Source organism: Rhizobium sp. SRDI943, assembly GCF_057653695.1.
In genome coordinates, this window is record NZ_JBYGKN010000004.1 from 66464 (window position 1) to 78967 (window position 12504).

The window sequence follows — 12504 nt, forward strand, 5'->3', positions numbered from 1 at the left end:
GGATATGTCCGTCAACGTACAGAGGAAGGCTCGATCAGGCTTTTATCGGCGGGTGGTGATAGGCAGCCATTGATCTGACTTCGGGATGAAAACTGGCCAACGCCACTCATGCGCTTTGGCCGCCGCGCTGGCCAAATTTGGCCGAATGGAGGAAGCAAGAGTGGCCGCAGATCGCGTGCTCCAGCTTTCGTTTCGACCGCCAGTTTGTCGGTGTAAACTAAGGCTCCAGCTCTGACATCGGTGTTCTGTAGCGTCCCGCGGAACGAAGAATGCCGGAATAAGCCGCCGTTGCCCTTGGCGATACCCGACGCAAATCAACGCACCGCAAGCTAGCACACTGTGGATCGTTTGCGGATCGCGCGCTTCTGCAATGCCATCAGCATTCTTAGAGCCCGTTTACTTGCGTAGGTCGGCTGCCTTTTGATCCAAACCGACGGCGGCGCGCGAGAAAGTTCGGCAGGATGTCGTGGCTGCCAGTTCGGATAACTGGTACTGGTGCCCGGAAATATTGGTCGGACTTGTTTCGTCGGTGAGGTCAGCATGCCAAGCGGCGGAACTTCCATATTTCGTCTATGTTTTATGGACATGAGCAACACAGAGCAAAGAGCCACGAAAGGCATGGTCAAACTCGGTCTGACTATCTTCGTCGTCGCGGTAATTATTGCGGTGGCGTGTTTGGCTTTCTTCACGCCGGGAAAAGTCTAGTCCGACGCTGCGACAGCGGCCAACAACAGCAGCACTGACCCGGCGCCGGCGGAAATGGATTTGCCCCCTACTGGAGCAGGCGAGATGAGCGATAACTTCAGCGCGAAAGAGACCTTGGCCATATATGGCGCGTGCGCGACCACGATCACACTCGTCCGGGATGGCTTTTTCACCGAGGAAAAGACGCCGACTATGCAAGATGCAATCGACTACCTTGAGGCATTGGACGCTGCCCCACTTGGCGTCGTTCTCCACATCCGCGTCCACGGGCGCAACATTCCATTCGGCCGGGATAACGTATCGAAGCTGATGGGGGAGCTTTGAGTAGATGCCGGTCCTTTTTCCGATAGGACATGATCCGGGGTGGCTGCCTGCGCAACTCGTTTCGCTGCTTAACTGTTGAAGGCGGGGTTCGGCTTCACGCGCTCTTTCTCGTGCGGTCCACTACTCCGAAGACGAGGAATGCAAGCTCGCTGCCAGCCAAAATAGCTGAAATCGCGACGGCGAAATCTACTCGCCGATCGCATCTGCGAGATCTCCGTTGCGCTGCTAATCCGCCCTAGCTCGACTTCCGCGACTGGAACGATGGACGTCCGACAGAATTCGCCCTGCTAGCGACAGCTATTCCACCTGGAGCGATCCCGCGAGAGCCCGGTCACTACTGGTTTCGGTACGGTTTTGGACCGTGCGGTTGGGTTTTGGAACGCAGTCACCATTCGGTTGTTGAGTTCAACGCTACATGGAGATCCTCATGTCTCAATCTGATCACCCACGCAGCCCAATGAACTTCCAGTATCCTGGTGAGCAGACCCGCGGCGATCCTACCATGGGCATGATCAATGCCGAACTGGCCGACAAAGGCTTTCTCGTCACTAGTACGGATGAGTTGATCACCTGGGCCAGAACCGGCTCGTTGATGTGGATGACGTTCGGCCTTGCATGCTGCGCCATCGAGATGATGCAAATGTCAATGCCGCGCTACGACGTGGAGAGGTTTGGTGTTGCTCCGCGCGGCAGCCCCAGGCAGTCCGATTTGATGATCGTTGCGGGGACGCTCTGCAACAAGATGGCACCAGCGCTTCGCAAGGTTTACGATCAGATGCCCGAGCCGCGATACGTAATCTCGATGGGCTCTTGTGCCAATGGCGGCGGATACTATCACTACTCCTATTCCGTAGTGCGTGGCTGCGACCGTGTCGTTCCCGTGGATATCTACGTTCCAGGCTGCCCACCAACGGCTGAAGCATTGCTCTATGGCATCTTGCTCCTGCAGAGGAAAATCAGGCGTAACGGCACGATCGAGCGATAGATACGACCGTTCCTATTGCCGCACCTCTCGGTTTGCCGCGGCGGCCGAGGCCGACCCGAAACTACTCCAAATTCGAAGTCATTCGCTTTCCAGCTCTGGGCGACTTTCAACGAGTTCGCGGTCGAGGATCTGGAAGAATTCTGAGCAGGGAGGAATGCAAGACTCGCCGCCGCCGGCGTCTCCTGGACTTTGCGAGTCCCAATTGTACCAGCACAGCAGGGATCGACACCTTCGACAACAGGCCGCCCTACGACATCCTCAAGACGGTCGAGGATGAACGCCACGTCGAAATGGCGGTGCGGGATTCCCCCAGGACGAACTGACGATGACGCAGGAGCAGAACCTGCTCGTGGTCGCGGGAAGCAATGCGGACAGCGATGACGACGTGCAATATCTACATCGTAGCGTCGCTCGGCTAAGCTTCCAGCGCCGCTTTGAGCTTGCCAACGACATCAAGGCGGTTTCGAACATCATCATCAGATTGCAAACGCACACAGTAGGCAACCGACCAGCTGAACGCAGCATTCAAAAACAGCAAGGCCAGCTTTTCATGGGACTGTCAACGTAGTACTCAATGATGATCCTCATCCCGATGTCCATGTAATGGCGCTCAGGATAACGAAAGCCAGCGGGGGCGCGCCCCAAAAGCTCCCGGTGGCATCACGGTCGCGACCGAGCAATATATCCCAAGGGCAACCAGGTAGGGCGTGTCAGAATGCCTGGCGCGATGCCAGATACCTGCTTTCGAACATAAGATCTCGTCCCCCCCTTTGGCTGACCCAAGGCCACGAACTCGTCCCAACGGTGTAGCCATAACTTCTCCAAATATAGGCTGTTCGGCATCATCAGTCGATTGTTACGTACCGTCGGTCAACCGGACCGGCAGCAGGGACAAGCCGCGCCCGGTTGCTCGTGGTGGAGCGTGTCCAGGGAACCGGACAAAGCTACGGAGCTGGCAAACCGATTTGGTTTATTTTCATCGCGGGGACCCAGCAATGACCAGTAGGCGTTTGGGCTTCTCGAATGCGAGTCGTAAGTTTGGGTAAGACGCCGGCGATATCGCCGACGTCTGTCACCTCAGAGCTGCTCCGTCTGCGCACCGCTGTTCGGTTTTGCCGGACCGAGCACCGGTTTCTGTCCAAGCGCTGCCGTCATAGGCATGGAGGTGAACTCGCCCTTTCCATCAACAGAGGAACCCTGTGACCACCGGCCGGGGACCGGATCGCTGGCGTCGGCTTGAAAGCCGAGGAAGGTATAGCTGAATTCCTGCTTTTCCTGCTCTTGCGGAAAGCTGTTTGGGATTGGGAATACACTCGATGTCCCGCCCAATTCCTCGAGAGCGGCTAGCCACTGGTTCTGGTGCATGGTATCGCGGGCGATCAGAAAGGATAACATATCCTTCATGCCAGGATCGTTCGTCATGTTGAACAGGCGGACAGCTAGCACCCGCCCGGTCGATTCGGCAGTTACGTTCGCGGTCATATCCGCGGCAATGTTTCCGCTTGCATAGATATGCGACATGTCGAATGGCACGCCGTCGGAATCGACGGGCATCGCCGAAAGTCCGGCAGAAAGCAGGTTCTTGAGGTTGATGCCGCCAAGGACGGCTCCCCCGATCGGATCGGCGGCAATTTGCTCTTTGAGTTTGAGCGGCGCGCCCTCGAGGTTCATGGCAACCGCGGTCGCGAGCATTTCGATATGTCCGAGTTCTTCCGCAGCGGTGTTCATCAACAGGTCGCGGAACTTAGGGTCCCCGCGAGCGCCGCATGCCTGAAAGAAATATTGCATCGCCACGCGGATCTCGCCCTCGACGCCGCCGATCGCCTGCTGCAAGGCGCGCGCGAACAGGGGATCGGGGTTCTCAACCCGGACAGGATATTGCAGCTTACCGTCGGTATAAAACATGGAGACTCTCCTCTGATGTGAAGCCACACGAACAACTCATGGCGGTTTCGGTTCCATGCCACCCACGAATTTCACCAATTAAAGGCTGCAGGCGTGTCGTTCGAGCCAAAATCTCGCTGACGATCAAAGCTGCATCGGAAAAATTCCCGTACGTTACCGCGCGGTTCTCGAACCGTTCGGAACGCGCAGACGCCATGCCCATTCCTGTTCCAGCACAGTAGGAGAGGGATATGAGTGGACCGGGTTCAGCAGGTGCCGAAATGGAAAGGGAAATTGTTCGTTGATGCCGACAGTGCGCCGGTTTGTAAAGCAGCTCGAGCGATCTGCACAGATGCAGACGGATCTCACGCAGGATACGATGTTAAAGGCGCTCGCCCACCGGATAGCGCCCCGGCGCAATCGGAAGAATCGCCGTTGGGGGAGAAACCTCTCGCTGCCAAGCGATGGGATTGGGCGACAACAGACACCGGTGGCGCCGCAGCAAGCTTCCCGAACTACAGCGAGGAGATGCACTGGGGCAGTCGCCATGGCCTCGTCGCCGCCTCGGGCTGCTGGCCTAACTCTTCCATGGACATTTCCGCTAAAGCCGGCGGTTGGCATGCCACCGCGCGCAATTCTTCAGAAGCGCGCTCCCATTGTTCTCGGTCCCATCCAGCGGGTGAGCCCTCCCTTATCCAAACGTCATAAGCTCGAGGGCGGATTTCTACTTCGGAATCTTTCGGCATCCAAGTGCCTCCTCTGTGCTCGCAATGGCTTGGAAAATCAGACATCACCGCCGGGCTCGCGTTGGTCCGTACAAATTGGTTCGTGCCAACTTTTTATCTGGCCCGCGTCAATCCCGCGTTCTGTCGGCATCCACCCGATGTCTTTGATCACCTACGGAGACGAGGTTCATTCCAGTGCCTCCGTCGAGTGGGCAAACGCGACCCGGTGCTGGTCGTGCTAATCGGAAACACCTATTGCAGTTAGACCTTGGCAGTCCGCCCATCTTCCTTGAGGCTTGCGAACCTGGTAGTGACAGCAGCCACGTTCTCGTCCAGCCACTGGGCCATTGCCTGTTCTTCTTTCAAGTTCGCCAGGAGCGCGGAGGTTACATTTCCGTGACCGCCAAGCTCAGCAAGGATGAGGAGCGATTTATAAGCTGCGATTTCAAAATTCTCGAATGCAAAGTTGGCGAACGAGTTCTTGAGGATTTCGTCACCTGCTATCGTATGCCCCATCGCCGCCATGCTTCCGGAGAAGGAGAGGGCAAAATCCTTCAACGTAGAACTGTCAGCGCCGAACTGATCTAGCAACTCGTCAATGCGTCCAATCTGACCCTCCGTCTCGGTGATGTGCTGCTCAAGACGGCGGGCGACCTCGGGATAGCTTTCGATGCGAGCGACCTGAGGACGCATGATCGACAGAGCTTGGTTTTCCATGGCGTGTGCGTTCTTTAGGCCTGTGACGATAAGGGTTTCGTGTCGTGCGTCGGGCATGTTTCTCTCCTGAGTTGAAGGCGATCTAACTTTCAGGGTGTCCCGCGGTTCCCCTGTCCAGCTTTGAAGATTGGAGGAACTAACCGTCAGCAGGCGGCGCTCCAAGGCGTTGCTTTCCGCAATGGCCGTCGTAGCGATTCATCATCCTGAGCAGCGGGGAAGGCAAAAGCTCGGGTCAATGGGCGTATCAGCGCAACCTTTGTGTCGGAGGTGTTGATGACGGGAACGTTCGCGCGGCGCTTCTTGGAAACGAATTTGAGCACGGCGCGTCACCAAGCGAGCTGCGGTTTTCTGCCCGGCCGACGAGTGGGATTTGAGGGAACCCATCCATCGATCTATAACCAGCCGCAAAGCAGCAGCTACAGCAACATGTATCTGTCATGACACCAGTAGGGATGAAGGAGATGATCCACGCACAAATGACATGACTTGTCTCGTGGTGACGATCCTGCGGTGCCCTGCTCGAATCCGACCAAGGCAAGACGAGTTAAGGACGCACGTGCGGGCCTGTCATCGGCTAGAATGGTTTCGAGCTCGACGAGGAGGACCTCCGGCATGGTCGCAACTATTGTCAAGAGCTCGGTTGTGATTGCGCCGGTCTGGAACTCTTCTCCCACATAAAAAGCTATGAGGGCGTTGTCTTCGAAGGCATCGATAGCCGTTACTACTGCGTTCCCTGGAAAGGCGCTGATCGTGCCGCCAATCATGTTGATACGGTAACCGGCGAGATCGGCGAGCCCGCTGCAGCTCCGACCCCGAAACTGATAGCAGATCCGACCTCTTTTCAGATACTCGACGGAGAACCGGAACGAGAACCCGCTGTCACACGGGTAGGTTAAGGCCGTGAGCTGGGCGAGCGTATCTTGAAAGGCTGTCCGGGCATCAGTCATCGGCTTTCAAACTAGGCCTGCCCCCGGATGTTCCAGGAAGGCAGCAAGCTAGCGAGTTCCAACTGTGATTGGCCACATAGCTGCCTGTTATTCAAGAGGGCATATCCGAGGGAGCGATACCGCCGCCTCGAAATCGCCTGAAGTCAAAAGTCTTTTTACATCACGTTCAAGCTAGCCTCCCACTTGCAGCGTCCGCAATCGTACCGGAACTAGCTGCCCCCTGCACGGTTTCAGAGGGCAGCCGCGTCTAAGGACGCAGGCGAAGGAATAGGCGAGAGTACAAGAGCCCCAGGGAACCCAATGTACAATCTGGAAATCGAGCTGGGCATGCAACCGGCGCAGAAACTTCGCGTGCAAGAGGTCGGCGTCTACCGTGGCCCGAACCTTCACAGTCGAACCAAAATGGTCCGCATCCAGTTGGACCTTGGGAAGTTGGAACAGTATCCGACAAATCTTCTGCCTGGCTTCGTTGATGCCCTTCTGAAACATGTCCCCGGATTGCGCGAGCATGGTTGCAGCTATGGTGAACCCGGAGGGCTGGTTCTGCGGATGGAAGAGGGCACGTGGCTCGGACATGTCGCCGAGCACGTCGCCATCGAACTGCAGAACATGGCGGGCGCCGATGTTGCCCGCGGCAAGACCCGTTCGGTGACCAACATGCCCGGCGTCTACAACGTCATGTTCGAATATGAAAATGAGGATGTCGGCCTGTTGGCCGGACGCTTCGCGTTAGAGCTCGTCAACTTGCTATTGCCCATCGAATTGCAGGGGCTTGCTGGCGCCGACATGATCGCACCGTCCCCTCTTGCGCTGTTTGCCATGCCTGAAGCCCTGCGCGTTCTGCGCGCGATGCATTCTGAAATTGCCTTCGGCCCCACGACCGCATCGATCGTTCGTGAAGCTGAAGCGCGCTCCATCCCCTGGCGAAGACTGGACAACAGCAGTCTTGTCCAGCTCGGCTATGGCAAACACATCAAGCGCATCAGAGCAAGCTGCAGCTCCCTTACCTCCGAGATCGCAGCGGAAATAGCCAGCGACAAGGAACTCACCAATCGCCTGCTGATCGAGGCTGGCCTACCGGCGCCGCTGGGCACCGTTGTCAGTAGCGCGGAAGAAGCGGTCGAGGCAGCACGGACGATAGGCCTTCCGGTCGTCATCAAGCCCGTGGACGGCAACCATGGTAGAGGTGTCAATATCGGTCTTTCGACCCATAGCGAGGTGGAGTGGGGTTTCGAGCAGGCGCGAGCGCATAGCAGCCTGGTCCTTGTGGAACAGCAGTTTGTCGGCGGGGATCACCGCATCCTTGTTATCGGCGGCAGGCTCGTTGCCGCTGCAAAACGTGTCCCCGCCCACGTCGTCGGGGACGGCAGGGCGACGATCGAGCAGTTGATCGACCGCGAGAACGAAGATCCTCGCCGTGGCGAGGGGCATGAGGCGGCACTTACCCGGATCTCGATCGACGAATGCCTCATCCACTACATCGCCCGTTCCGGATATACGCTGGCTAGCGTTCCCGAATGGGGAAAACCGGTCATGCTCCTGCCAACTGCGAACCTGTCAACCGGTGGCACCGCCATCGACTGCACCGAAGACATTCATCCGGACAATGCACTGATTGCCTGTCGCGCGGCGCAGATTATCGGCCTCGACATAGCCGGCATAGACTTCGTCGCGCCGGACATCAGACGCTCGGTTCTTCAGACGGGCGGGGGCATCATCGAGGTCAATGCGGGACCGGGGTTTCGCATGCATCTTTATCCCTCCCAGGGCAAGCGGCGTGACGTTGCAGGTCCGGTTTTGGATCTTCTTTATCCGCCAGGCGCGCCCAGCCGAGTGCCGGTACTGGCCGTGACAGGCACGAACGGCAAAACGACAACGACCCGGATGCTGGCTCATATCCTCGCCGCCGATGGCCAGATAGTCGGAATGACGTCTAGCAACGGCGTCTACATCGACGGCCGGCGTATCATGGAGGGCGACTGCACCGGTCCAATGAGCGCGCGTGTTGTGCTGGGCGAACCGACCATAGACGTCGCTGTTCTCGAAACGGCGCGCGGTGGACTGCTTCGTGAGGGACTGGCATTCAACGCTTGTGACATAGGCTGCGTGACGAATGTGACGGCTGATCACCTTGGCCTTCGGGGTGTCCATTCGGTGGAAGACCTCGCCGCTGTAAAGTCGGTGGTGGTTGAAGCCGTTCATGAAGATGGCTGGAGCATCCTCAACGCCGATGACCCACTGGTCGCCGCCATGCGCGAGGAAGCCGGTGGCCATATCTGCTACTTCTCCACGAAAGCACCCAAGCAGTGGCCGGACTTTTTGAAGGACCACGTTCTCCACGGCGGCCGAGCCCTGGGATGCGACCTGGCTTCCGGCCTGTTCGACATGATACTCTACGACAAGGCACAGAAAATGCTGATCTGCCGCGTCGACGAGATCCCCGCCACCATGAACGGAATGGCTGCCTTTAATGTCGAGAATGCGCTGGCAGCGTCAGCGATGGCCGTATGCAACGGTGTTCCTTTGCCCGTCATCCGTGAGGCGTTGCGTTCATTTGGAACATCCTACGAGCAGTCGGCTGGACGTCTTAACATGGTCGAGCGCGAGGGGGTCCGTATAATCGTGGATTATGCCCATAATCCGGGAGGTCTTCGCGCCCTTGGGAGGCTGGTCGGAAAGCTTAGGACCGGGAATAGCAGCTGCATTGGCGTCGTCGGCATCGGCGGTGACAGACGCGACCAGGATATTTATGAAATGGGCGAGATTGCGGCTAGCGTTTTTGACCGCTTGATTCTGAAGGAGGACTATGATTTGCGGGGAAGATCGGCTGGCGAGGTTGTTGCCATTCTTCGTCAAGGCGCGCTCAAAGCGGGCTTCGACGCTTCCAAACTCGAGGTCGTGCTCCGCGAACACGAGGCGGTCGAGCGCGCGCTGGGCTCAGCCCTAAATGACGACTTAATAGTCGTCACCGCTGACGACATCGCCCGTGTTTGGAAGCGGGTCTCTGCCCCGCCGGCCAACGAACTCGATCCTCTCCCATACAAGGGCTCTATTCCACTGCAATCAGAAATTCGGGTTTTCTGATGTGGTCAATCATTCTCCATGGCGGAGCTAAAACAATTGCAATGAAGGATATGGCTGCCAACCGTTCCGGCTGCAGAAAGGCTTTGGAGGCGGGTGCTGCGATCCTCAGGAATGGCGGCACGAGCATTGACGCCGCAGAGGCGGCAGTGCGCGTTCTTGAAGACGATCCGACCTTCAATGCGGGTTACGGCAGTGTTCAGAACGAAGATGGCGAAGTCGAATGTTGCGCGGCGATGATGGAGGGGGAACGCTTCAACGTTGGCGCGATCGCGGCGGCGAAAGGTGTTCGCAATCCGGTTGCGGCAGCAAAAGCAATGTTATTCGATAAGCCCGTGCTGATCGCAGGCGACGGAGCAAGAGCGTTCGCCGCGCAAGCCGGCCTCAGGCTCTGCGATCCGGATGCGCTCATCGCTATGCATGAAGCCAAGCAACCGGATGCCGAAGAACGTCACGACACCGTTGGCTGCGTTGCACTCGATGAACAAGCACTTTTGGCGACTGCCGTGTCAACCGGTGGATTGCAGGGAACTCCGGCCGGTCGCGTCGGCGATTCCCCTCAGCCAGGTTGCGGTTTCTACTGCGACAACAATATCGGCGGGGCAGTATTTTCGGGTGATGGTGAGGATATCGCCAGGATGATGCTCGCCGCCCGGGTCATGTACGCCCTTCACGACCTCTCGCCGCGAGAGGCGGTAGAGGCCTCGCTCGCTCATCTCGAGCGTATCGGAGGAGAGGCCGGTGGAATTGCTGTGACGCCTGACGGCAAGTTCGGCTGGGCTCACAACAGCGAGCATTTTGCCGTCGCCTATGCGAGCAGCGGTGAGCCGTCTCCAAAGGTTTATTTGAGCAAATCGGAAGAGCAAAATGCTTAAGAAGACCAAGACTGCGAACGGTCGAGATGGCACGCTCATCATCATCGGCGGCCATGAGGACCATGACGGCGAGCGCGTCATTCTCAAGGAGGTTGCAAAGAATGTCAGAGACGGAAAGCTCGTGTTGGCAACCGTCGCGTCGCACGAGCCGGAAGGATATCTCGAAAAATACCAGCGGTCGTTCGGCGATTTGGGCATACCCCATGTGACCGAGCTCTATATCGAGGAGCGGGACCAGGCGACGAGCGAAGACAAGCTTGCAGGACTTCGCGACGTCGGCGCCGTTTTCTTTTCTGGCGGTGATCAGCTCCGCATCACCAGCCTCATCGGCGACACGCCGATCGACGAGCACGTCCATGAAATCTTTGCAAATGGCGGCGTCATCGCCGGCACGTCCGCCGGAGCTTCGGCGATGAGCGATACAATGCTGGTCCGCGGCTCAAATGCTAGCTCGTTCCGGATTGGTGATCTAAGCATGGCTCCCGGGCTGGGTCTGCTCCCGAACGTCATCATCGACCAGCATTTTGCCGAGAGGGGGAGGATCGGCAGGTTGATCGGCGCCGTATCGCAGAATCCACGGGTCTTGGGTATCGGCATCGATGAGGACACCGCGATCGTCGTGCGCGGTCACCGTTTCGAGGTCATTGGCACTGGAGCGGTTTACCTCGTCGACGCTGGAGACATCACCCATACCAACATCGCTGAAGCTTCCCCGGACGAGGCACTATCGATCTATGATCTTAAACTCCATGTCCTAAGCTCCGGTGACGGCTTCAACCTCGAGACCCGTCGGCCGGACCGCGAGACCGTCGCAGTCTCTCTTGAAAAAAGGTGGTAACAGTATGCGGGGGCGCATGGCAACCGCCGTCGCGAGCATTTCAATGTGACCGAGCGCTTATGCAGCCGTGTTCATCAACAGGTCACGGAAATCTCGGATTGCCGCGCGCACCGCATGCTTGAAAGAAGGGTCAATCGCCTGCCGACGAGCCTTCTCAGTAGCCTGGTTCGTAGATGTACATCGCAGACGCGCGCCGCGGCTGACAGCGTTGCCGCTCGTTAATCAGCGATCGACTTCGCCGAAGACGATGTCGAGGGAGCCGAGAACGGCGGAGACGTCGGCAAGCTGATGGCCGCGGCACATGAAATCCATTGCCTGCAGATGGGTAAAACCGGGTGCCCTGATCTTGCAGCGATATGGCGCATTCGTGCCATCGGCGACAAGATAGACGCCGCCTCCACGGCCGCATAGGCCTCCCCCTTCGGCACTCGGAAACCTTCGGTGTAGAGCTTGAAGTGGTGGATGAGCGCCTCCATCGACCGCTTCATATCGCCGCGCTTAGGAGGCACGACCTTGCCGTCGTTCGAGTTCACGGGGCCGGTGGACGCGCTTCCGAGCAGCAGGTCTGCGCACTGGCTCATGATCCGCACCGATTCCCGCATTTCCTGCATACGGATGAGATAACGGTCGTAGCAATCTCCGTTCTTGCCGATCGGAATATCGAATTCGAGGTCGGAATAGCACTCGTATGGATTGGCTCGTCGAAGATCCCACGCAGCCCCCGAACCCCGGATCAGCACACCGGAAAAGCCCCAGGCCCAGGCATCTTCAAGTGAAATGAGGCCGACGTCCACGTTGCGCTGCTTGAAGATCCGGTTGTCGGTGAGAAGGCCGCCGATATCTTCAATAACCTGCGGAAATTTCCGGCACCACTCGCCAATGTCTGCAACCAACTTCGGCGGGAGATCCTGGTGAACCCCGCCCGGCCTGAAATAGGCGGCATGCATGCGAGAGCCGGAGGCGCGCTCATAAAAGACCATCAACTTCTCACGCTCTTCGAAACCCCAAAGGGGCGGCGTCAACGCCCCAACGTCCATCGCTTGAGTGGTGACATTCAGCAGATGAGAGAGAATGCGGCTGATCTCGGCGTAGAGCACGCGGATTAGCTGCGCGCGATAAGGCACCTCAAGGCCGAGCATCTTTTCGATCGCTAAGCAATATGCGTGCTCCTGGCTCATCGGCGCGACATAATCAAGCCGGTCAAAATAGGGCAGCGCCTGAAGATATGTCTTCTTCTCGATGAGCTTCTCGGTGCCGCGATGTAGAAGACCAATATGGGGGTCGATGCGCTCCACGATCTCCCCGTTGAGTTCCAGTACCAGCCGCAATACGCCGTGTGCGGCGGGATGCTGCGGGCCGAAATTGAGGTGGAAGTTTCGTACATCGTGCTCTGCCACTTGGTATTCTCCCTGGATCACCGCCT

General features: G+C 57.9%; 10 protein-coding genes and 1 pseudogene. 6 read left to right on the forward strand and 5 right to left on the reverse strand.

The window, feature by feature from the left end; translation table 11 throughout:
• Positions 1 to 789 precede the first annotated feature (789 nt).
• The 3 genes from AC245Y_RS33405 (at position 790) to AC245Y_RS33415 (ending at position 2582) form a co-directional block, all read left to right on the forward strand.
• A complete protein-coding gene (locus AC245Y_RS33405) occupies positions 790 to 1029 on the forward strand; it encodes a phospholipase D-like domain-containing protein (protein WP_017997392.1) in 240 nt (79 codons plus the stop codon).
• Between the two features lie 457 nt (positions 1030 to 1486).
• Complete coding sequence (locus AC245Y_RS33410) at positions 1487 to 2014, forward strand: NuoB/complex I 20 kDa subunit family protein (RefSeq protein ID WP_017997391.1); 528 nt, start codon at positions 1487 to 1489, stop codon at positions 2012 to 2014.
• Positions 2015 to 2339: 325 nt separating this feature from the next.
• Positions 2340 to 2582, forward strand: coding sequence for an alpha-crystallin domain-containing protein (locus AC245Y_RS33415; RefSeq protein ID WP_026157725.1), 243 nt, complete (start codon positions 2340 to 2342; stop codon positions 2580 to 2582).
• Positions 2583 to 3091: 509 nt separating this feature from the next.
• Here the strand turns inward: AC245Y_RS33415 and AC245Y_RS33420 are convergent.
• The 4 genes from AC245Y_RS33420 to AC245Y_RS33435 form a co-directional block, all read right to left on the reverse strand.
• The gene (locus AC245Y_RS33420; RefSeq protein WP_017997390.1) at positions 3092 to 3919 is read right to left on the reverse strand and encodes a manganese catalase family protein; all 828 of its coding nucleotides are present in this window, start codon (positions 3917 to 3919) and stop codon (positions 3092 to 3094) included.
• 494 nt (positions 3920 to 4413) lie between these two features.
• The gene (locus tag AC245Y_RS33425) at positions 4414 to 4689 is read right to left on the reverse strand and encodes a DUF2934 domain-containing protein (protein WP_080635505.1); all 276 of its coding nucleotides are present in this window, start codon (positions 4687 to 4689) and stop codon (positions 4414 to 4416) included.
• Between the two features lie 195 nt (positions 4690 to 4884).
• Positions 4885 to 5397, reverse strand: coding sequence for a ferritin-like domain-containing protein (locus AC245Y_RS33430; protein WP_017997389.1), 513 nt, complete (start codon positions 5395 to 5397; stop codon positions 4885 to 4887).
• 359 nt (positions 5398 to 5756) lie between these two features.
• A complete protein-coding gene (locus AC245Y_RS33435) occupies positions 5757 to 6287 on the reverse strand; it encodes a hypothetical protein (RefSeq protein WP_003555386.1) in 531 nt (176 codons plus the stop codon).
• A gap of 300 nt (positions 6288 to 6587) precedes the next feature.
• Between AC245Y_RS33435 and cphA the strand changes: the two genes are divergently transcribed.
• The 3 genes from cphA to AC245Y_RS33450 are packed head-to-tail and all read left to right on the forward strand — an operon-like array spanning position 6588 to position 11081.
• Positions 6588 to 9371, forward strand: a complete 2784-nt coding sequence (cphA, locus tag AC245Y_RS33440) for a cyanophycin synthetase (RefSeq protein WP_017997388.1) — start codon at positions 6588 to 6590, stop codon at positions 9369 to 9371.
• Positions 9371 to 10243, forward strand: coding sequence for an isoaspartyl peptidase/L-asparaginase family protein (locus AC245Y_RS33445; RefSeq protein ID WP_026157723.1), 873 nt, complete (start codon positions 9371 to 9373; stop codon positions 10241 to 10243). The genes cphA and AC245Y_RS33445 overlap by 1 nt, the downstream gene beginning before the upstream one ends.
• Positions 10236 to 11081 (forward strand): cyanophycinase, encoded by an 846-nt coding sequence (locus AC245Y_RS33450; RefSeq protein WP_003555390.1) that lies wholly within the window; start codon positions 10236 to 10238, stop codon positions 11079 to 11081. Before AC245Y_RS33445 ends, AC245Y_RS33450 begins: the two co-directional genes overlap by 8 nt.
• 222 nt (positions 11082 to 11303) lie before the next feature.
• On the opposite strand, the pseudogene AC245Y_RS33455 reads toward AC245Y_RS33450, so the two are convergent.
• Positions 11304 to 12478: pseudogene (locus AC245Y_RS33455) on the reverse strand (NADH-quinone oxidoreductase subunit D).
• Between the last annotated feature and the right edge of the window lie 26 nt (positions 12479 to 12504).